Annotated in this window: 20 protein-coding genes; 9 read left to right on the top strand and 11 right to left on the bottom strand. The window is 63.2% G+C overall.

The features are described 5' to 3' along the window. Positions 1 to 43: 43 nt before the first annotated feature. The 3 genes from E1956_RS40945 to E1956_RS40955 all read right to left on the bottom strand — a co-directional run bounded on the left by E1956_RS40945 (position 44) and on the right by E1956_RS40955 (position 3,911). A complete protein-coding gene (locus E1956_RS40945; protein ID WP_134758979.1) occupies positions 44 to 607 on the bottom strand; it encodes a cysteine hydrolase family protein in 564 nt (187 codons plus the stop codon). 105 nt (positions 608 to 712) lie between these two features. Next, positions 713 to 2,218, bottom strand: a complete 1,506-nt coding sequence (locus tag E1956_RS40950) for a class I adenylate-forming enzyme family protein (RefSeq protein WP_134758980.1) — start codon at positions 2,216 to 2,218, stop codon at positions 713 to 715. A gap of 46 nt (positions 2,219 to 2,264) precedes the next feature. Next, on the bottom strand, positions 2,265 to 3,911 hold the full coding sequence (locus tag E1956_RS40955; RefSeq protein WP_134758981.1) for an acyl-CoA dehydrogenase family protein: 1,647 nt from the start codon (positions 3,909 to 3,911) through the stop codon (positions 2,265 to 2,267). Between E1956_RS40955 and E1956_RS40960 the strand changes: the two genes are divergently transcribed. Then, positions 3,894 to 4,727, top strand: coding sequence for a TetR/AcrR family transcriptional regulator (locus E1956_RS40960; protein WP_232072258.1), 834 nt, complete (start codon positions 3,894 to 3,896; stop codon positions 4,725 to 4,727). The genes E1956_RS40955 and E1956_RS40960 overlap by 18 nt on opposite strands. 51 nt (positions 4,728 to 4,778) lie before the next feature. Beyond that, entirely contained in the window at positions 4,779 to 5,462 is a 684-nt protein-coding gene (locus E1956_RS40965) for a methyltransferase family protein (protein WP_134758982.1), read from the top strand. Positions 5,463 to 5,478: 16 nt separating this feature from the next. On the opposite strand, the gene E1956_RS40970 is transcribed toward E1956_RS40965, so the two are convergent. Further along, positions 5,479 to 6,393, bottom strand: a complete 915-nt coding sequence (locus E1956_RS40970; RefSeq protein WP_134758983.1) for a LysR family transcriptional regulator — start codon at positions 6,391 to 6,393, stop codon at positions 5,479 to 5,481. Between the two features lie 177 nt (positions 6,394 to 6,570). Here E1956_RS40970 and E1956_RS40975 point away from each other — a divergent pair, with 177 nt between their 5' ends. The 6 genes from E1956_RS40975 to E1956_RS41000 all read left to right on the top strand — a co-directional run bounded on the left by E1956_RS40975 (position 6,571) and on the right by E1956_RS41000 (position 12,253). After that, entirely contained in the window at positions 6,571 to 7,929 is a 1,359-nt protein-coding gene (locus E1956_RS40975) for a nucleobase:cation symporter-2 family protein (RefSeq protein WP_134758984.1), read from the top strand. Positions 7,930 to 7,968: 39 nt separating this feature from the next. Continuing rightward, the gene (locus tag E1956_RS40980; RefSeq protein ID WP_134758985.1) at positions 7,969 to 8,478 is read left to right on the top strand and encodes a nucleoside deaminase; all 510 of its coding nucleotides are present in this window, start codon (positions 7,969 to 7,971) and stop codon (positions 8,476 to 8,478) included. A gap of 345 nt (positions 8,479 to 8,823) precedes the next feature. Beyond that, positions 8,824 to 9,582, top strand: coding sequence for an ABC transporter substrate-binding protein (locus tag E1956_RS40985; RefSeq protein ID WP_134758986.1), 759 nt, complete (start codon positions 8,824 to 8,826; stop codon positions 9,580 to 9,582). Positions 9,583 to 9,984: 402 nt separating this feature from the next. Beyond that, positions 9,985 to 10,761 (top strand): ABC transporter substrate-binding protein, encoded by a 777-nt coding sequence (locus tag E1956_RS40990; RefSeq protein ID WP_134758987.1) that lies wholly within the window; start codon positions 9,985 to 9,987, stop codon positions 10,759 to 10,761. A 101-nt stretch (positions 10,762 to 10,862) separates the two neighbouring features. Continuing rightward, complete coding sequence (locus E1956_RS40995) at positions 10,863 to 11,978, top strand: succinylglutamate desuccinylase/aspartoacylase family protein (protein ID WP_134758988.1); 1,116 nt, start codon at positions 10,863 to 10,865, stop codon at positions 11,976 to 11,978. 77 nt (positions 11,979 to 12,055) lie between these two features. Continuing rightward, positions 12,056 to 12,253 carry a hypothetical protein gene (locus tag E1956_RS41000; protein ID WP_134758989.1) on the top strand — a complete coding sequence of 66 codons (198 nt, stop codon included), beginning with the start codon at positions 12,056 to 12,058 and terminating at the stop codon, positions 12,251 to 12,253. A gap of 26 nt (positions 12,254 to 12,279) precedes the next feature. Here E1956_RS41000 and E1956_RS41005 read toward each other — a convergent pair whose 3' ends face one another. From E1956_RS41005 to E1956_RS41020, 4 genes are read right to left on the bottom strand one after another with little or no spacing between them, the layout of a single operon-like run. Next, positions 12,280 to 13,170 carry a LysR family transcriptional regulator gene (locus tag E1956_RS41005; protein WP_134758990.1) on the bottom strand — a complete coding sequence of 297 codons (891 nt, stop codon included), beginning with the start codon at positions 13,168 to 13,170 and terminating at the stop codon, positions 12,280 to 12,282. A 50-nt stretch (positions 13,171 to 13,220) separates the two neighbouring features. Next, positions 13,221 to 13,595, bottom strand: a complete 375-nt coding sequence (locus E1956_RS41010; RefSeq protein ID WP_167760278.1) for a BON domain-containing protein — start codon at positions 13,593 to 13,595, stop codon at positions 13,221 to 13,223. A 51-nt stretch (positions 13,596 to 13,646) separates the two neighbouring features. Then, positions 13,647 to 14,657 carry a zinc-binding alcohol dehydrogenase family protein gene (locus E1956_RS41015; RefSeq protein WP_134758992.1) on the bottom strand — a complete coding sequence of 337 codons (1,011 nt, stop codon included), beginning with the start codon at positions 14,655 to 14,657 and terminating at the stop codon, positions 13,647 to 13,649. Between the two features lie 46 nt (positions 14,658 to 14,703). Next, positions 14,704 to 15,126 (bottom strand): DoxX family protein, encoded by a 423-nt coding sequence (locus E1956_RS41020; protein WP_134758993.1) that lies wholly within the window; start codon positions 15,124 to 15,126, stop codon positions 14,704 to 14,706. Positions 15,127 to 15,419: 293 nt separating this feature from the next. Here E1956_RS41020 and E1956_RS41025 point away from each other — a divergent pair, with 293 nt between their 5' ends. After that, a complete protein-coding gene (locus E1956_RS41025) occupies positions 15,420 to 16,337 on the top strand; it encodes a LysR family transcriptional regulator (RefSeq protein WP_134758994.1) in 918 nt (305 codons plus the stop codon). A 21-nt stretch (positions 16,338 to 16,358) separates the two neighbouring features. On the opposite strand, the gene E1956_RS41030 is transcribed toward E1956_RS41025, so the two are convergent. The 3 genes from E1956_RS41030 to E1956_RS41040 form a co-directional block, all read right to left on the bottom strand. After that, positions 16,359 to 17,324 carry a LysR family transcriptional regulator gene (locus E1956_RS41030; RefSeq protein WP_134758995.1) on the bottom strand — a complete coding sequence of 322 codons (966 nt, stop codon included), beginning with the start codon at positions 17,322 to 17,324 and terminating at the stop codon, positions 16,359 to 16,361. 121 nt (positions 17,325 to 17,445) lie between these two features. Further along, a complete protein-coding gene (locus E1956_RS41035; RefSeq protein ID WP_134758996.1) occupies positions 17,446 to 19,200 on the bottom strand; it encodes an FAD-dependent monooxygenase in 1,755 nt (584 codons plus the stop codon). Positions 19,201 to 19,296: 96 nt separating this feature from the next. Then, on the bottom strand, positions 19,297 to 21,033 hold the full coding sequence (locus tag E1956_RS41040; protein WP_134758997.1) for an AMP-binding protein: 1,737 nt from the start codon (positions 21,031 to 21,033) through the stop codon (positions 19,297 to 19,299). Positions 21,034 to 21,036: the final 3 nt, after the last annotated feature.

Consider the following 21,036-nt stretch of genomic DNA (forward strand, 5'->3'; position numbering starts at 1 on the left):
ACCCGTAGCCCGTGTTGACGACGTATTGTATCTACGAGAACGCCTAAGCGAGCAGTTGCAGGGCATCGGCGAGTGACAGCACCGTTGTGCGCGAATCGAATGCGGTGGAGAACAAATGCTCATGGACGACCGGATCCGGGTCGTAACAGCAATCCTTGACCGTGTACAGGCGGAAGTCTGCGTCGCTCGCGTACGCGACCGACGAGAGCACGACGCCGGTCGACGCAATGCCGACCAGAATCAGCGAATCGACACCCTGCGCGCGCAGCCGTGCCTCGAGACCGGTGCCAAAGAACACGCTGGCGCGATGCGCAATGACGAGCGGTTCATGGGCCTGCTGGCCCAGTTCCGGCGCGGTCCGGTCGTCGAGGAAGAGGCCAAGCTGCTTGATGCCCTGACCATTCTTGTTCAACGGGCTGACTTCCGGATAGCCTGGGCTGAAGCGCAAGTTGGCGAAATGAACGCTGACGCCCCCGGCCCGCGCCGCGTCGCATAGCTTGCGCGTATTGGCGAGCAAGGCCGGCGCCACCGATGGAAAGAGCCCGAGAATATCGGTCTGGTAATGCATGACGACAAGCGCGGTGTGCGCCGGTGCGAGAGTCTCCATTCACGCATCTCCTTGAAGTCGGAAAGCCGATCCTGTTCACAACCGAAGCACATTGAACACGGTGAAGCAGGCGCGTGTCAACACGACACCTGCCTGCCCAGCGTTTCATTGCGCCATGCCGCGCAATTGCGCCTTCTTCAGCTTTCCGGTTGGGGTGCGCGGCAGCGCCTCGCGAATCAGATATTCACGGGGAATCTTGTATTTAGCCAGCCGCGGAGCAAGGAAATTTCGCAGGGCTTCGCCATCGAGCGCGGCGCCCCCGCGCGGCACGACGACTGCGATCACGGTTTCTCCCCATTCGGGATGCGCGCGGCCGATCACCGCGACATCCGCCACGTCGGGATGCGCGAGCAACGCGTCTTCCACCTCTTTCGAATAGACGTTTTCACCGCCGGTCACGATCATGTCCTTCAGCCGGTCGACGATGAAGAGAAAGCCATCGGCGTCGATGCGCGCCAGATCGCCGGAGCGATACCAGCCGTCCACGATCGCTTCGGTGCTCGCCGCGGGATCGTCGAGATAACCCTGCATGAGCGAGTCGGAGCGCAGCCAGATCTCGCCGACCTGCCCCGCTAGCGCGTCGCTGCCGTCTTCGCGAACCACGCGCAGGTCGACGCCAGGTGTCGCGACGCGCCCGATCGAGCCCGCCTTCGCAATTTGCTCCTCTGGATAAAGGACCGAGCCGCAGGGGCCGGTTTCTGTCATGCCGAATACCTGGTAGAAACGGTCGCTGCCATAGCTGGCCGTGAGCTTCGTCGCCGTATCGGCGCCTATCGGGCCTCCACCGTAGACCCACGCGCGCATCGAACCCAGATCGAACTTCGCAATGTCGAGGTCCTGATGCAAGGGCAGCAAGTACGACACCGGCGCACCGAAGTAAAGCGTCACGCGCTCGTCCTGCACGGCCTGCAAAAACGCCCGCGGCTCGTACTCGCGCAGCAGCACCAGGGTCCCGCCGACATAGAGCGTACCGAGCATCCAGTTGTTCAGCGGCGACGAATGCCAAAGCGGCATCGCCATCAGCGTACGCTCATCGCGCGTCATCGAAAGCGCGAGCGCGGTGGTCATGGCCGCCATGCAGGCGCTTCGGTGGCTGATCATGCAACCCTTCGGGCGCCCGGTCGTGCCAGACGTATAGAGGATCTCCGCGAGCACGTCTTCGCCGGGCGGCTTGCCGTCGTAACGTGGCGCATCGCCCAGCAGCGCATCGAAAGAAGCGTGCCCGGGCAGATCGCTGTCCGTCGCGAGGAGCGTGACCGTCGTGGCAAGACTTCCCGCGACGGACGCGAGCGCACCGTCGACCACCGCGAGCTTCACGCGCGCATGCTGCAAGACATAATCCACCTCGGGCGCCTGCATCTTGTGATTGACCGGCACCACGCTGGCCCCGAGACGCAAGGCGGCCAGCATCGCAATCAGAAAGCCCGGCGTGTTGTAGCACATGATGGCAATGCGGTCGGCCGGCTCGACACCCTGCCGCGCGAGCACGGTCGCGCCGCGCCGCGCAAGGTCGTCGACCTGCGCATAGGTGTACGTGCGCCCCGCATGACGCAGCATCGCCTTGCCCGGGTACTTCCGGACAGCGCTTTCAAAAAGGGAAACGATATTCATGATAGTTCGAGTGCCCTCTGGCGTTTGACGGTTGACCTCGCGCCGCTCACACCGGCCAGCTACGCTCGATGATCGCCTCGCGCAACGTGTTGGCAGGCAGCATACCGAACGTCCGGCCCCATTGCGCGTCGAAGCGGCTTTCGATAAACGCGTCGCTCACGCAAGCCGGCGCATGCTCCTTCAACAGACGCGCCTGAATGAGCAGGATCAGCCGCTGGGCCTCGCGGCGCGCCAGCACTTCGCGCGTCGTGTCGTCCGCGTCCAGCAATGCGCCGAGGCCGTCGAAATGCTCGCGCAAGCGCGCATCGTCGAGGCAGCCTTCGCGCAGGTCTTCGATCAACGCCATCATGGCGTCGGGTTCGCGCCGGATCGCGCGCATCATGTCGAGCGCCATCACATTGCCCGAGCCTTCCCAGATCGAAATGACGGGTGCCTCGCGATAGAGCCGGCCCGTCGGGCTCTCTTCCATGTAGCCGTTGCCGCCGAATACCTCCATCGCTTCGGCCGACAGTTCGATCGCGCGCTTGGCCACCCAGAACTTGGCCGCCGGCGTGACGATGCGCTGGTAGGCGCGTTGCAGCGCGTCTTCCCGCGCCAACGCGAATGCCCCGGTCAGCCGCATCATGAGCTGCGTCGCCGCTTCGCTCTCGAGCGCCATGTCCGCCAGAACGTTTTGCATCAGCGGCTGTTGCACGAGGCTCTTTCCGAACGCCGAGCGGCCACGCGCATGGTGGATAGCCTGGACCACCGCCTGGCGCATGCCCCCCGTACTGCCCATCACGCAATTGAGCCGCGTATAGGTGGCCATTTCGATGATGGTGGGAATGCCGCGCCCTTCCTCTCCGATCAACCGCCCCCAGGCGCCGAGGAATTCGACCTCGCTGCTCGCGTTCGAGCGGTTGCCGACCTTGTCTTTCAGGCGCTGGATATGAATGGCATTCTTGCTGCCATCGGGGCGATATCGAGGCACGAAGAAACACGATGGGCCGCTTTCGGTACGCGCGAGCACGAGGTGCGCGTCGCACATCGGTGCAGAGAAGAACCACTTGTGACCGACGAGCGCGTACTCGCGACCGCCACCGAAGACCGTGTGTTCGACCGCTTGCGTGGTGTTCGTGCGGACGTCCGACCCGCCCTGCTTTTCCGTCATGCCCATGCCGACGAGAATCGAGTCTTTCTGTTCAAGCGGGATATCGCGCGCGTCGTAGGTGCGGGAATAGAGCTTCGGCGCGAGACGAGCGAACAGCTCGGGATCTTGCTTGAGCACCGGAATGCACGCAAACGTCATCGAGTTCGGACATTGCGAGCCGGCCTCGATTTGGCCATGCATGGAAAAACCCGCTGCGTAGGCCGCCCACGCACCCGGGCGCAGATCCGAAAAGGGCTGCGAAACAAGATTCTGTTCTCGCAGCATTGTCATCATCGCATGCCACGAGGGATGAAATTGCACACGGTCGATGCGCCGCCCCTGGCGATCGAAGGTCTGCAGTTCGGGTTTGCAATGATTCGCCGCCTCGGCCATCGCGATCGACTCGGCGCTGCCGAGCCGCGCGCCGTAGTCGGTCAGTTCCGCTTCATGAAGGTCGCCGCCCGCGCGCTTGACGGCTTCCTGCAAGGCGATATCGCTTGTGTAAAGGTTATAATCGCTCAACTCCGACACGACGTTGGTGACGTCGTGGGTATTCCAGTTCATTTCCGTGTCTCCAGTGCGGTGTTTCCGGTTTTGCAGCTGCGCGTCGCCTGGCTACGCGCCACTCTGGCGCGCCGGCGTAATCCGAACCACTATACGGACAGCTTGGTGACAAGGTGTTCGGGTTTGATTGCAATGAAGGAAAAGACCAGCGTCAACGCAAAGCGTCGCAAGCCTGCCCAGTCGCGCGCCCGCGCGACGGCTGAGGCTATCCAGCAGGCATTTATCCAGCTGCTCGTCGAGCAGGGCTATGACCAGACTTCGATTCGCCAGGTAATCTCGCTCGCCGGCGTAGGCATTGGCAGCTTTTACGAATATTTCTCGAGCAAGGAAGCGCTGGCTGCTGTCTGCATTCATCTGCGCGTCAAGGCCGTTGCCACGACCATGCGCGCCTGCATCGACGCGCACCGCGACGCCCCTCTGCCCGAGCGCATCGACGCGCTGATCGACGCGCAAATCCAGGCGCCGCTCGCCGAATCCGAACACTGGGCCGCGCTATTTCTGGTTGAGCGGCGCATCTCTGAAGCCGATGCATTTCGCAAACCCTACGCCGAGTTCGTGCAACTCTGGATCGACATGCTCGACGCGGGGCCGGGTTTGCCCGCGCAACGACGCGATACCGGGACTGCCTTTACAATCCATTCGATGATCTATGGACTCGTGTCTCAGGCGCTCATCACGCGCATTCCGGGCATCGATCCGGCCCGCTTGCGCACCACGATCAGAACGGCGGTGCATGGCTACGTGTCGGTCATCGCCCCTCACGCGTATCGATTGTTCGAATTCGAGCGCATGCTCGGGTTGAAGCTTCCCCAGTGAAGGACTCCGCTGCCGGGCTGAATTGATCAAAAGGATCTGGAAAGGCTGGAAATGGGCCTGCTTCTGAATCTTCTCATCCAGACGGTCGTCTCGTACGCCTTCATGGGCGCGATCATCTTTTTTGCTGCGGGCACGATGGACTACGCCGGCGGTTGGCTCTATCTCGGCGAAATGATCGCGGCTTCAGCTTATTTTGCGCAGGACATGATGCGCTTCGATCCTGGCCTGCTCAAAGAGCGCCTGAAGCCGCCGATGCAGAAAGATCAGCCACTCGCGGACAAGCTGGTTCTCATCCCCATCCTGCTCCTGATGTTCGGAGGGTTGGGCTTCATGGCAGCGGATGCTGCGCGCTGGCATTGGTCAAGCATGCCGCCCACGGTGCAGTGGGCAGGATGCGTACTCCTTTTGGCATCGCTCGTGTTCATGTACTGGACCCTGCGCACCAACAGCTTCGCGGCACCGGTCGTCAAAATACAGAAAGACCGCGGACAAGCGGTGATTACAACCGGGCCGTATGCCATCGTCCGCCATCCGCTTTATTTCGGTGCGCTCTTCTATATCGCCGCGACCTCGCTCGTGCTGGGGTCGTGGTGGGGACTGGCATCGGTCCCACTCCTCGTACCCTTGCTCGCCATCCGGATCGGCATCGAGGAGCGGACGCTGCGCTCGGGCCTCGATGGCTATGACGACTATGCGCGCCGCGTGCGCTGGCGTCTGGTGCCGTTCGTCTGGTGAGCGGGCGCAACCGCAGCTACAGCGTAGTCGCATTCCCATTGCGATCCAGTTCGTACACCTTATGAGCCTGCAACCGGCGCTTTAGCCACATCCCCGCCTTGCCCAGCACGCGCGCTTTCGACCAGATGAGGTCGACGCCCACCAGCCAGTCGGTGTGCGGATACGCCGCCAGCTGAAGCTCGACGAACTCCCCCTCTTCAAGCTCGCGCAAAATCAACTGGCGCGGCAGCGTCGTCCAGCCGAGTCCCGCACGCGTCATCTCCAGCAGCGCGAGATAGCTTTCGGCCTGCCAGCTACGCGCCGAATCGAGGTATTCCGTGCTGGGCAGCGTGTTGTTGTGCGCGCTGAAAACGAGGCGCCGATGCGAACGCAATTCGGCAAAGCTCACGCTCGCCTGACGCGCGAGCGGATGATCGCGGCGCGCGACGTGGGCGAGAATCAGCTTGCCCATCTGCGAGAAGCCGAGGTCGCGCGGATAGGCCGGCTGCGCAAAGGCAATGCCCAGGTCCACCTCGTCCTTCAGCAGCAGCTCGCTCACATCGCCATGAAAAGGATGGCGAATATCGAGGTCCACCGCAGGGAAATGCGTGGAAAAGTCGGCGATCGCCGGCATCAGCGTGTTGTAGGGCACTTCGATCGCGAGCGTCAGCCGCGGCTCGACCAGCTCGCCGAGATCGTTGGCCTGCGATTCCAGATCGAGGCAGCGCTCGAGCACCAGCTCCACTTCGTTGAGCAATTTGCGGCCCGCCGGCGTGAGCACGGGCAGCTTGCTCGTGCGGTCGAAAAGCGGCAAGCCCCAGTCCACCTCGAGGTTCGCGATGGCGATGCTGATGGTCGATTGCGTCTTGCCGAGGCTGCGCGCGGCCGCGGAGAACGAGCCGGTCTTTGCGACCCGGGCAAACATTTCAAGCTGGTCGAGCGAATAGCGCATTGCGCTTCCCTGATCTATTGAAAAAAGCGATGGATGTTCATTTGGTGCCGCTGAAAACGTGATGGATTATGGCGTACCGGCCCACGCATGACCAGCCGCTCCAAGGGGAGGGATTTCCCCGCGTGGGCGTTGATGGTGCGCCACCAAGGCCCGGAGCCCATACCAAGGAGACACTCAATGAGCAAGCGCAGTACTCATCCGGTCGACGAAATCCTGCCGTTACGGCAACTCGCGAGCTACGGCCTGCAGCACGTGCTGGTGATGTACGCGGGGGCCGTGGCCGTGCCGCTGATACTCGGCAGCGCACTCGGCCTCACGCAGCAGCAGATGGTCACGCTGATCAACGCCAACCTGCTGACGTCAGGCATCGCCACGCTGATCCAGACCATCGGCATCTGGAAGTTCGGCGCGCGCCTGCCGCTGATCCAGGGCTGCTCGTTCATTGCCATCGCGCCCATGATCATGATCGGCAAGCAATACGGCCTCGCGTACGTGTTCGGCTCCGTGATCGCCGCGGGCGCGCTCACCGTGCTGATCGCGCCGGTGTTCAGCCGTCTGCTGCGGTTCTTCCCGCCCGTGGTGATCGGCAGCCTGATTACGATCATCGGCGTTTCGCTGATGCCGGCGGCCGCCATCTGGCTCGGCGGCGGCAATCCCGATGCGCCGGGCTTCGGCTCCGCCGCGAATCTGCTGCTCGGCTTCGCCACGGTCGCCGTCACGCTCTTCATCTATGCGCGTTTCAAGGGCTTTATCGGCAATCTTTCGGTGCTGATCGGGCTCGTCGTCGGCACGATCATTGCAACGGCCTGCAGCATGACGAGCTTTACGCATGTGGGCGAAGCCGCGTGGTTCGAGATCAGCGCGCCCTTCGCGTTCGGCATGCCGCGCTTCGCCGCGATGCCCACCCTCGTGATGGCGCTGGCCATGCTGGTCATCATGGCGGAGACCACCGGCAACGTGCTGGCCATCGGCACGATCATCGGCCGTCCCTCCTCGCAGAAGACGCTCGGCAACGCGTTTCGCGCCGACGGCCTCTCGACCATGCTCGGCGGCCTCTTCAACAGCTTCCCCTACAACGCGTTTACGCAGAACACGGGCCTCATCGCCCTTTCGAATGTGAAGAGCCGCTATGTGGTGGCGTCCGCTGGCGTCATCATGGTGCTCATGGGGCTCTTTCCGAAGCTCGGCGCGCTGATCGCTTCGGTGCCGCGGCCCGTGCTGGGCGGCTGCGCGATCGTGATGTTCGGCATGACGACCGTCGCCGGTATTCAGGAGCTCTCGCGCGTGAAGTTCGATGGCACGCGCAACGCAATCATCGTCGCGGTGTCGGTCAGCGTGGGTGTGCTGCCGATGTCGTTCCCCACGCTGTTCGCCCAGGTCCACGGCCCCGTGAAGCTGGTTCTCGATAGCGGCATTTTCCTCGGCGCGATTACCGCCATCGTGCTCAACGTCATGCTCAATCGCGACCGCCATGAGGCTCTCGCGCACGATAGCGCCCCCGCGCTGGCAAACAGCGCGAGCACCGAAGCGCATTGAATCTATTCTTTTCTTCACCGACCACAACGGAAAACGCAAATGAACGCCACCACTGAACTCGAATCCGCAAAGCTCGACGAACGCGACCTCGCGCTGCTGCGCAAAGCGATCGAGCTGGCCGACGAATCCCGACGCAACGGCCGCCATCCGTTTGCTGCACTCGTCGCGGATGAGGAAGGCAACATCGTGGCGACCGCCGGCAACAATTCGATGCCGCCGCAAGGCGATCCCACCCAGCACGCCGAGCTCGTGGCCGCGGCGAAGGCCGCGCGCGTGCTGTCGCCGGAGCAGCTCGCGCGATGCACGCTCTACACAAGCGCCGAGCCGTGCTGCATGTGCTCGGGCGCGATCTACTGGTGCAACATCGGGCGCGTCGTGTATGCGCTCTCCGAGCATCGGCTGCTCAGCCTCACGGGCGCTCACCCCGAGAATCCGACGTTCTCGCTGCCCTGCCGCGAAGTCTTCGTGCGCGGCCAGCGGCATATCGATGTCGTCGGCCCCGTGCTCGAAGACGAGGCGGCGTGTTCGCATCACGGCTTCTGGGAATAAGCGCATAGCCGCATAAGCGCCTGAAACCGCTGTTTTTAAGCCGCTGCACCATAATCCAATGGTCCGCAGCGGCTTATTCGTTCCCTGTCTTTTTCATTACGGCGTTTTGTTGTCTATACGTTAAATACATAAGACGAAAGCTCGCCATCGATCCCGCGTGCCCGACTCGCACGCATTGTCGTTGCGATCAAATCAATCTCCTCGTCTTCAGCGAAAACCCTACTTAACCGCGCATCGCTGATTGTCTATTTTGTCTATCCAACTGGCGGATAGCACTGCCTTTTCCCGAAGATGCCGCTGGCCTTCGTGGCGGCCCCCGAAGTCGACCCTGGAGACTCCAAAGCAATGAAGAAGTTTGCCCTGTTCATCGCGATCCTCGCGATCGCAACCTCCGCCTGCGCGAAGGACTGGTCCACCATCCGGTTTGGTGTCGACGCGAGTTATCCCCCGTTCGAATCGAAGAGCGCGGATGGCAAGCTGGTCGGCTTCGACATCGACCTCGGCAACGAAATCTGCAGACGCCTGAACGCGAAATGCGTCTGGATCGAGCAGGAATTCGACGGCATGATTCCGGCACTCAAAGCGAAGAAGTTCGACGGCGTGCTGTCCTCGATGTCGATGACGCCGGAGCGCGAGCAGCAAATCGCTTTCTCGGCGAAGCTGTTCAATACGCCCACGCGCCTCGTCGCCAAGAAGGGCAGCAACCTGCTGCCCACGGCCGACTCGCTCAAGGGCAAGTCGGTGGGCGTCGAGCAGGGCACGATTCAGGAAACCTACGCGAAGAAGAACTGGGCGCCCCAGGGCGTGAACGTGGTGCCGTATCAGAACCAGGACCAGGTCTACGCGGACCTGCTCTCGGGCCGTCTGGATGCAGCGCTGCAGGATGAAGTGCAAGCCGACATGGGCTTCCTGAAGACGCCGCGCGGCGCGGGCTTCCAGTTCGCGGGCAATGAAATCCCGTCGGACGCAGCCGGTATCGGCCTGCGCAAGGAAGACACCGACCTGAAGGCGAAGATCGACAAGGCCATCGCCGACATGATCAAGGACGGCACGTACAAGAAGATCGAGTCGAAGTACTTCGACTTCGACGTGTACGGCAGCTAAGGACTGCAAAACGGCCGGCCCCGCGTGAAGACGCGGGGCCGGCCTGATCGATAGAAGAAAGCCCGGACTCAGCCGAGTCTGGGCTTTTTCATTTCTGGGTTCGGGTTCAGGAAGCTCGTCGTCAATCTCCCACCTCGTTTTTCATGACGTCCATATTACGAACGCTGACTTGTCTATTCATTTAATTCACGAGGTGTTTTTCCTGGATGCCCCACCCCGCGCCGTTGCGCACCATCGCCATATTTAACCGGTTCAATGCGCGTCCCCTTCAGCGAAAACCCTACTTAACCAATCATCATCGTCCAGTTATCTTGTCTATTCAACTTTGCAGATGAACCCTTCTGCTTGAAGACGCCGCCAATTCACGGCGGCGCGGATTTCGATACTGGAGACCTCATGTCAATGAAGAAGCTAGCCCTTTCCATGGCGATCCTGGCCGTCGCAACCTCCGCCTTCGCGAAGGACTGGTCCACCGTGCGGTTTGGTGTCGATGCGAGCTACCCGCCGTTCGAGTCGAAGAGCACGGACGGCAAGCTCGTTGGTTTCGACATCGACATGGGCAACGAGATCTGCAAGCGCTTGAACGCGAAGTGCGTCTGGGTCGAGAGTGAGTTCGACAGCATGATCCCGGCGCTGAAGGCGAAGAAGTTCGACGGCGTGCTCTCTTCGATGTCGATGACACCGCAGCGCGAAGCGCAGATCGCGTTCTCGTCGAAGCTGTTCCACACGCCGACGCGCCTCGTCGCGAAGAAGGGCTCGAACCTCCAGCCGACGGCCGATTCGCTCAAGGGTAAAACGGTGGGCGTGGAGCAAGGCACGACTCAGGAAACCTTTGCGAAGCTCAACTGGGAGCCCAAAGGCGTGAAAGTCGTGCCCTACCAGGACCAGCAACAGGTCTATGCGGACCTGACCTCAGGCCGTCTGGATGCGGCACTCCAAGACGCCGTGCAGGCCAACATGAGCTTCCTGAAGACCCCGCGCGGCGCAGACTTCCAGTTCACGGGCGCCGACCTGAGCGATCCGCAGGGCACGCTCGGCGTGGGTGCCGCTATCGGCCTGCGCAAGGACGACGCGGAGCTGAAGACGAAGATCGACAAAGCCATCGCCGACATGATCAAGGACGGCACGTACAAGAAGATCGAGTCGAAGTACTTCGACTTCGACGTGTACGGCGGCTAACACCGCACGCAGCAGGACGCTCCACGCGCCCTGCTGCGTTGTCCCGATCCGCATCTCCTCATCCCGCGCGCCGGTTCGACAGCCGGCGCAGTCACACCATCATGCAAACACAGACGCATCCGTTGATTTCCCCGGCGCTCGGCACCGAGCGGCACCTGACGAGCTTCCACTACGGCCCGGCCGGCGGGCAGAAGATCTACATCCAGTCGTCGCTGCATGCCGACGAACTGCCCGGCATGCTGGTCGCCTGGGCGCTGCGCAAGCGCCTCGCCGCGCTCGAAGCGGCGGGCAAGCTGCGCGGCGAGATCGTGGTTGTACCCGTACCCAATCCAATCGGTTTGAACCAGCGCCTGCTCGGCCAGATGCTGGGCCGCTACGAAACCGGCACCGCCTCGAACTTCAACCGCAGCTTCCATGATCTCGCCGAGCTCGTGATGCCGCGCATCGAGTCGCGCCTCACCGGCGACGCGCAGCAGAACCTGCTTGCCGTGCGCGCCGCCATGCGCGAAGCACTCGCCGAGCAAACGCCAACTACCGAGCTCCAGTCGCAGCGCCTCGCGCTGCAGCGCCTCTCATACGACGCCGATGCCGTGCTCGACCTGCACTGCGACTTCGAAGCCGCGATGCACCTCTACACGAACCCCGACCTGTGGCCTGATGTCGAGCCGCTCGCGCGCTATCTCGACGCGAAGGCGTCGCTGCTCGCGCTCAATTCGATCGGCAATCCCTTCGACGAGATCCACAGCTTTTGCTGGTCCGCGTTGCGCGCGCGTTACGGCGAGCGCTATCCCATTCCAAATGGTTCGATCTCCGTAACGATCGAGCTGCGCGGCCAGGCCGACGTGTCCTACGCGTTCGCCGAGCACGACGCGAATGCGATCGTCGAATACCTGACGCACCGCGGCGTGATCGACGGCACGCCCGCGCCTCTGCCGCCGCTCGAATTCGGGCCCACGCCGTTCGCCGGCAGCGAGCCGCTCATCGCGCCTATTTCCGGCGTGCTCGTGTTCCGCGCTGCGGTTGGCGCGCGCGTCGAGCCCGGCCAGCCGATCGCCGACATCGTCGACCCGCTGACCGAGCGCGTCGTCACGATCAAGAGTTCCGTTACCGGCGTGCTGTACGCGCGACAGCGCGCTCGCTTTGCCACGGCGGGGATGGAAGTGGCATGCGTCGCGGGCGCCGAGCCCGTTCGCAGCGGCTCGCTATTGCCGGATTGAGTTGGGCAGCGCGAACGCGCCGGGACGAACTCGCCATCGGCCACGTTGTCAAAATAACGTGGCTGGAGTTCTCCCTCATGAAACGCGTTTGCTCCGCAATTTCGCTCATCGTGCTCACGCTCGGTTGTGCCGCTTGTGCCTCCACACAACCGCCCGTGAACGATCAATCGGCCCGGCGAGCGCCGGTGCTCACCGTTGGCGTCAGCGACCCCAATACGCAACTGATCCTGCCGTGGTTCCTCACGGACCTCATCAACCTGGTCAACGATCCCTAGTTGCGTAGCGCCTTGGCCTCATCGCGCTACGACACGCGCAACTGCTCCACCAGCCATCTCCCCGCTGGCCCGGGCGGCGCAGCAGACGGATAAACCGCCAGCATGGGAAGAATGAGCCCGCCCGGCGGCACGTCTTCAATCTGAAGCTCGACGAGCCGCCCGGCCGCGATGTCGTCCGCGACGATGTGCAAGGGCATCCCGCCCCATCCCAGTCCTTGCAGCAAAAAAGCGTGCTTGGCGAACAGATCCACGAAGCGCCAGACCGAGCCGGACATGACGCCAAACTCGCGGCCGGCGGACAACGCGGAGCGGTCGGTCAGCACGAGCTGCATATGGCGCGCGAGCTCGTCCTTGCCGATCGGTCCGCGGATCGCAGCCAGCGGATGCGAACTGGCCGCGACCATCACATAGCCGATGGCCGTGAGCCGCTCGGAGGCGAGGCCCGCCGGCACATAGGGCAAGGAGCCCACAATGCCTAGCGCGGCCCGCCCGTCGATCACGGGCTCAAAAGCGCCGCCAAGCGCATCGGCATAGATCCGCAACGGGACTTGCGGAAAGCGTTCGCGGAACGCCTTGGCAACCTCGACAACGGCCTGAAGCGGGAAAAAGACGTCCAGCACGACCGACAATTCGGGTTCGAGGCCGGAAGCCATGCCTTTGGCGCGCGCCTTCATCCAGTCCACGCCGGAGACGACATGGCGCGCGTCGGCCAGCAAGACCCGGCCCTCGGTCGTGAGCGTCGGGTAGCGGCCGGACCGGTCGAACAGCGTCACCCCGATCTGCCCTTCGAGGTTGGACACCAGCTCACTGACCATCGATTGCGCCCGGCGCAACTTCCTCGCCGCGCCTGAAAAACTGCCTTCTTCAACGGCTGCGATGAATGTCCGTAGCTGATCCAGCGATACACCGTCCAGCATGTTGGCCTCCGTGGCGTCCCGATCGATCGATGCAAACCCGATGCAAACGGCTAGAGCTGGGGCCGCAAGACGATCTTGCTGGTCACCGACTTCACGCCGGGCACCTTGCTGGCCGCATCGGTCGCAATGTGCTCCTGGTCCTGCGTGTCGATGAAGCCGCCCAGAATGACCTCGCCCGTTTGCGCATTGGCGAATACGGCGATGTCCGCGGCCGCGAGGCCCTTGGTCTTGTTCAGCGCCTGATGGATTTTCCGCGCGAACATGCGGTTGGCCGTGCGCTCGGCCTTCTTCGAGGCGCCAGGCGCCGACGCCGCCTGCGATGCCGCGACACCGTTCGTTGCGCTCGCCTCCGGCTCCTGCGCAAGCGCGACGGCCGACAAGCAGCCGGCCAGTACCCAAAACACCGCCTTGTAGGTCGCTTTCATTGGATCATCCTTGTATGAAGACATCAGCGCAAAGCCATGCGAGCACGGCGCTCATCGCTCGAATCCTTCGAGCACGGTCTTGCCGATCGCCCTGCCCGTTTCGATCCGCTCGTGGGCGAGGCGAAGATTCGCCACCGTCAAGGGGCCGACCACGTGCGTGAGCGTCGTGTGCAACACGCCGGCATCGACCTGCGCCGAGACCTCCTTGAGCAGGCGATGCTGCGCGTCCATATCCGCCGTCTGAAACAGCGATCGCGTGAACATCATCTCCCACGACACCGTGATGCTCTTCGGCTTGAACGGGGCGATGCTGTCGTCGAAGTTGTCGATCAGCGTGATATGGCCTTGGGGGTTCAACGCGCGTGCGAGGCTCGCGGCGCTGCCGGGCGTCGAAGTAATGGCGCCGATATAGTCCACGCCGCTGAAGCCGATCGCGCGCAGCGCTTCGTCGATGGGCTTGCTGTGGTCGGCAACGTGCTGCGCGCCGAGCTTGCGCACCCATTCGGCGCTTTCGGGCCGCGATGCCGTGGCGATGACGGTGAGGCCCGTGAGACGGCTCGCCAGCTGGATCAGCATGGAGCCGACACCGCCAGCGCCATTGAGCACGAGCAGCGTCCCATGGGGCTGGAGCAAGCCGCGTGGCACCTTCATGCGGTCGAACAGCATTTCCCACGCGGTGATGGACGTAAGCGGCAGCGCCGCCGCCTCGGCGAACGACAAGGTGGCGGGCTTGGGCCCGACGATGCGCTCGTCCACGAGGTGAAACTCCGCGTTCGTGCCCGGCCGGTCCATCGCGCCCGCATAGAAGACTTCGTCGCCGGGCTTGAAGAGCGTGACCGCACTGCCTACCGCTTCGACCACGCCCGCGGCGTCATAGCCCAGGATTCTCGGCTGCGGGTGCTCCGATGGGTCCTCGTGACGGCGGCGCTTCACATCCACGGGATTCACCGACACGGCCTTCACGGCAACCCGCAGATCGCGCGGACCGGGTTCGGGCATCGGCAGCTCGAGGTCGGTCAGGACTTCGACGCCTCCTTTGACTGCGTAACCTATCGCTTTCATGCTGTTCTCCGATGCCATCTGCCGTCCGGTCCTGCGCGCCGCTCGACTAGTTCGCCCCTGCTGCGGCGAGCTTCGCGCTGCCTCGCCCGAAGACCTTGTCCAGGCTGTATGCACCGGCGCCGAAATACGTCATCTGCAGCAGGCCGCCCGCCATCATCACGTTCTTGAGGAAGTGAATCATCTGGTTCTGGTCCGCGAAGTTGCGGTGGAAGAACGCGGCGGTAGCAAGACAGAACAAAGCGAGCACGAGCGAGGTGAAGCGCACGCGGTAGCCCGTGATCAGCAGCAGACCGCCACCCAGCTCGACCACCACCGAGAGGATGTACGCGAGCGGCGGAACCGGCAGACCCATGGCATGGATATAGCCGACCGTCGCGGCATAGGCGCCCAACTTGCCGAGGCCGCTCATGACAAAGGGGGCGCCGAACATGATGCGGCCCAGCAGGGGAAGAAACTTGTATTGATCCACGACGAACTCCTGATATGAAATGGCTTTGGTGGCGAGGTAAATGAAATCTGACCAGGGTCCACCATCACCAGATCAGAGCCTTCAAAGACACAGACTTCGCTTGCAACTCCATTCACGAGTCGCCGGCCAATCCTCGTTGTGCGCCGGGTGCCTGTTTGTGTTTGGCAGCCCTTTGATCAGCGATGGCGTGAACCGTGGAGGCATACTATATTTGCAACGAGAGTGCGCCTATCTCCTGAATCGCAAAGCATCATTGCCGCTGATAGAACGTTAAAACCCCACGCTCCCTGCCCATGACCCCGATCACCGACCTCAACGATCTCCGGCTCTTCGCGGAAGTCGTCGACCATGGCAGTTTCACCTCGGCGGCACGCGCGCTTGGTTTGCAGACGTCCAAACTGAGCCGCCGCGTTCGCGCGCTGGAAGAAGAACTGGGCGTACGCCTGCTCAATCGCACGAGCCGCAGCCTCTCGTTGACGGAAACCGGGCGGCGTTTCCACCAGCATTGCGTCGCCCTTGTTGCCGAATCGAAAGCCGCCAAGGACATCGTCGACCAGACGCGCTCGCAACCGCAGGGCACCATCCGGATCAGCTGCGCCGTGGGACTGCTGAGCTCCGGCATCACCGCGATCATCACCGGATACCTGCGCGACAACCCCCAGGTCCAGGTGCTCGTCGATGCCACCAACCGGCGCGTGGACGTCGTCGAAGAGGGTCTCGACTTCGCGATTCGGGTCCGGGTCCCGCCGCTGGAAAACACCGATCTCGCAGTGCGCCAACTGGGCTTGTCCGTCCAGATTCTGGTGGCCAGCCCTGATCTGGCGGCGCAGTATCCGCCGCCCGGCTCGATCGAATCGCTCGAAGCATGGCCCACGCTTGCCATGGCCAATAGCGGCGAGCGCTTTGCATGGAATCTCGTCGACGCCAGCGGCCACGTGACGTCCTGGCCGCATCGGCCGCGCCTCGCGACCGACGACCTGGCCAGCTTGCGAACGGCAGCGCTGCAAGGCATCGGCATCGCGATGGTGCCGCGCGAGCTCGTGGACGCCGATCTGCGCAGCGGCCGGCTGATCCACCTGCTGCCGGAGCTGGCCTCCACACCGGGCCTCGTGCACGCGATCTTTCCTTCGCGTCGCGGCATGGTGCCGGCTGTACGGCATCTGCTCGACGCGCTGGTCGCGGGGTTCGAAGAACTGAACCAGAAGTCGTAGCGGCCGCATGCGCCGCGCCAGTCAGCTCGCATCTTTTGCCTGCCCGTTCGGTAAGGCGAGTTCGCGCTTTGGCGTCGTGCTCCAGCGCTTCTCGCGGTCCAGGCTCCTCATGTGCTCGCTCAACGCATCCGCAAACACGCGGATCTTCGCGGGCAAGTTGCGCCGGCTCTGATACGCGAGGTTGATGGTCAGCGGCGGCAACTCCCAGTCGGTCAGCAGCGGGATCAGACGCCCGGCGACGATATCGTCGTGAACGATGTAGAGCGGCTGAATCACGATGCCGAGTCCGGCCCGGCCCGCCGCGCAAATCACCTGTCCTTCGTTGGATTCCATCACCGCGCTGATCGCGATATCGCGCCGCTCGCGCCCTCGCTTGAGCTGCAGCCGGTAAGGGCTGGACGCGTAGCTGTAAACCAGCAGCTTGTGGTCGGCCAGTGCCTCCGGCGTTTGCGGCGCGCCGTATCGCGCGACGTACGCCGGCGACGCGGCCAGCACGCGGCCCGTATCCGCGAGACGCCGCACGGTGATGCCTGAATCGCCTTCATGTTCGCGCGTGCGGATTGCGCAGTCGATGCCCGCCTCGATGAAATTCGGATATCGATTTGCCGCCGTAATCTGCACGCAAAGCTCCGGATAGCGCTCATTGAATTCCGGCAACCAGGGCGAGATATGGGCCACGGCGAAAGACACCGAGCTCGTCACACGCAGCACGCCCCTCGGTTGCACCGTCATGTCGCCGACTGCCGTATCCGCATCCGCGATATCCGCCAGGATCGACGCGCAGCGACGCTGGTATTCGCGCCCCGCGTCGGTCAACCATAGCCGGCGCGTCGTTCGCTCCATGAGGCGCGCGCCGAGCCGGTCTTCAAGCGCGTTCAGCATGCGGCTCGCGGCGGCATTCGAGATGCCGAGCCGCTCCGCCGCCCTCGACAGACTGCCAAGGTCGGCCGTCAACGCAAAAAACTCCATTTGCGTGTAGCGATCCATACGGCCTGTTTCCTGTTCAATGCTGGCTGGCACGCTCGCCCGTGTGAATGCATCGCCTCGCTGGGCGCGGTATCGCAACCGCCCAGCGAGGTGCGCTGCAACGCACGGCCACCTTCAACCTTCAGCGCGAGAGCACTCGCTGCAACACCGTGCGGAGCTCGCCTTCCGGATCGTTTTGCAGTGCGAAGGTACGCCATGCCACGTGATGGTCGGGGCGCACCAGCACGCAGCCGCTGTCCGAGATCTCGCGCACGCGCGCCCAGTCGCCGGTATGGTCGGCGTAGCGCTGGCGCGGGCCGATCACCTGCACGTCGATCTTCAAGCCCAGCTCCTCGCTCACCCGGGCGGCCGCCTCCACCCATGCTTCTCCGCCGAGGCCCGTAAGCAGCACGAAGCGGCCGTGGCCCGCCAGGTCGAGCGTCGAGACCTTGCGTCCGCGCGAGTCGAACACCCACGCATGGGGCAGCCGCGCGCCGGGCCACGTTGTCGCCTGGTAGAACAGCTCGGCGTCGCGTTCGAAAGCGGGTTCGGCGTCGCCGTCCTGGAACACCGCGTTGGAGCGATAGCGCTGGTTCATCTCCACGCCGTGGGCGTCGAGCTCATATTGCTTGAACGCCAGCGCATCGCGAATGGCCTCGCGCTGCTTCTCGGCCTCTTTGGTCGACTGGCTGCGGGCGTGCATGTTCGCCTGCATCACCGCGGCGTCGTTCGACTCGTCGATGCCGAGAGCGTGATAGAGGGGCGCGAACTCCGCAATCGACTGGTTCGCGCGCGTGACGATCTGCTTCGCGATCGGTGCGCGTTCGACCGTATAGGAGTCCAGCAGCTCCGGCCCCGCCTGCCCCTTGAGCACCAGCGCCAGCTTCCAGGACAGATTGAACGCGTCCTGAATCGACGTATTGGAACCGAGGCCGCCCGATGGCGGATGCCGGTGCGTCGCGTCGCCCATGCAGAACACACGCCCGTCCTGCATGCGGGTCGCGTACATGTTGTTCACGGTCCACGTATTGGCGCCCAGCAGCTCGATCTCGAGATCGGGCTTGCCCACGAGCTGGCGCGCGATTTCGGTGGCCTTCGCCTGGTCGATCACGGGCGCGGGCTGCTCGATGTCGTAACCCCAGACGATCAGCCACTCGTTCCACGGACGGACCATGCGGATGAGGCCCATGCCGATGCCGCCGACTTCCGCGCCAGGCTGCATGACCGGATACAGCACGGCCGGCCGGTGCGCCACGAGCTCGGAGAGGTCCGCGCGGAACCAGATGTTCATCGAACCTCGCACGCCCATCTTGCCTTCGAACGGCAGACCGGCGTTCTGCGCGACTTTGGAGTTGCCGCCGTCGGCGCCAATCAGGTACTTCGACTTGACGACGAACTCCTCGCCCGAGAGCCGGTCGCGGCAGTGCGTGATCACGCCGTCGTCGGTCTGGGTATGGCTCAGATACTCGGTGCTCATGCGCGCTTCGGTGCCGCGCGAGCAAGCCGTCTTGAACAGGAGCGGCTCCATGAACGTCTGGGGCAGATCGTTCATCTTCGCCGGGCTCGACAGCTGACGCTCGGCGCGCGAGCGCGGATGCAGGCCCCAGCTCGGCACGCGGCCGATCTCTTCGCCCGTCAGGCTCTCGCAGAACACCGTGCCGCCCATGAGATCTTCATTGGTCGCATGGAGGTAGGCCTCCTGCTCGACCTGCTGGCCGAGATCGCGCAGCACTTCCATCGTGCGCAGGTTCGTGATGTGCGCGCGCGGGGTATTGGCCAGCCAGCGATACTGGTTGACCACCAGATTGTCGATGCCGTACGTCGCGAGCAACGCAGCGCTTGCCGATCCGGCCGGGCCAGATCCGACGATCAGCACATCCGTGGTAATTTCGTACATTCCATGCCTCCATATCACCTATTCGACAGATTCGTATGCATACCTGATTATTTGAATCGGTCCTGCATCCGTTGTCTCCTCTCAAGACCCAAAAAATCAGGCCGTCTTCTGCTCGGTCAGGTTCAACGACCGGATCATCTGCTCGCGCATCGCGAACTTTTGCACCTTGCCTGTCACGGTCATCGGCAACTCGTCGACGAAGCGGATGTATTTCGGAATCTTGTAGTGAGCGATCTGCCCGCGGCAAAAGTCCCGGATATCGTCTTCAGTCGCGCCCTCGCCCGGATGAAGGACGATCCACGCGCACAGCTCCTCGCCGTTCTTGCTGTCCGGCACGCCGAACACCTGGACGTTCTGGATCTTCGGATGTCTGAACAGATATTCCTCGACCTCGCGGGGATAGATGTTCTCGCCGCCGCGAATCACCATGTCCTTGAGACGCCCGACGATATTGCAGTAGCCGTCCTCGTCGATCGTCGCGAGGTCGCCCGTATGCATCCACCCATCGACGATGCTTTCGCGCGTCTTTTCTTCGTCTTCCCAGTAGCCGAGCATGACGGAGTAGCCCTTCGTGCACAGCTCGCCGGTTTCGCCAACCGGGACGATGTTCCCGAAGGTATCCACGATCTTGACTTCGAGATGGGGCTGGATCTGCCCGACCGTCGTCGTGCGCTTGTCCAGCGGATCCGTCGTCGAACTATGGAACGAGACGGGGCTCGTCTCGGTCATGCCGTAGGCGATGGTCACCTCGCGCATGTGCATCTTCGTCACCACGTGATTCATCGTTTCCACCGGGCACGGCGAGCCCGCCATGATCCCCGTGCGCAGGCTGCCCAGATCGAACGTATCGAAATCCGCGTGGCCCAGCTCCGCAATGAACATCGTGGGCACGCCGTGCAGTGCCGTGCAGCGCTCCTCGGCCACGGCCGCGAGCGTCGAGCGCGCGTCGAATCCTTCTCCCGGGAAGACCATCTGCGCGCCGACCGAGACACACGCGAGCACGCCGAGCACCATGCCGAAGCAGTGGTAGAGCGGGACCGGAATACATAGCGAATCGGCCTCCGAAAGCTTCATCGCCATCGCCACATACCGTCCGTTGTTGACGATATTCCGGTGCGTCAGCGTGGCCCCCTTCGGGTTGCCGGTCGTCCCGCTCGTGAACTGAACATTGATCGGGTCGTTGGCCGACAATGTCCGCTCGACGGTCTGGAGCGGCACGCTGCCCTTCTCTTGCAGGAACGCTTTCCCGCGCGCCATGACGGTCCCAAACCCCATCATGCCGGAGACATCCGGCACACCAACGCAGATCACCGCGCGCAAGTCCGGCAGACGCGCCGCCTGCAACTGGTCCGCCTGCTGGGACGCCAGCTCCGGTGCGACTTCGAGAAGCATCGAAACATAGTTCGATGTCTTGAACGTCTGCGCCATGACGAGCGCCTTGCAGCCGACCTTGCGCAACGCGTATTCGAGCTCGGCGACCCGATAGGCGGGGTTGATGTTGACCAGCACGGCGCCAATGCGCGCGGTGGCGAATTGCGTGATCAGCCACTCGACACGATTGGGAGACCACATACCCACGCGGTCGCCCTTCTTGATGCCCAGCGACAGGAACCCGGCCGCGAGCTGGTCGACCTGCTCGTCGAACTCCTGCCACGTCCAGCGCACGCCTTGCTCCCGAAAGACGACGGCTTGCCGGGCGGGAAACTTGCGTGACGTTTCCCGCAAGAACTGGCCGATCGTCGATTCGCTCAGCGCGACCTCGGTCGAACCACGCACGTACGAAACGCCGTTCTCCGGGCGGATAAGCGCGGGAAGGCCCGTTAAAGTATTCATGAA

Origin of the sequence: Paraburkholderia pallida (assembly GCF_004524855.1) — a bacterium.
Lineage (GTDB): Bacteria > Pseudomonadota > Gammaproteobacteria > Burkholderiales > Burkholderiaceae > Paraburkholderia > Paraburkholderia oxyphila.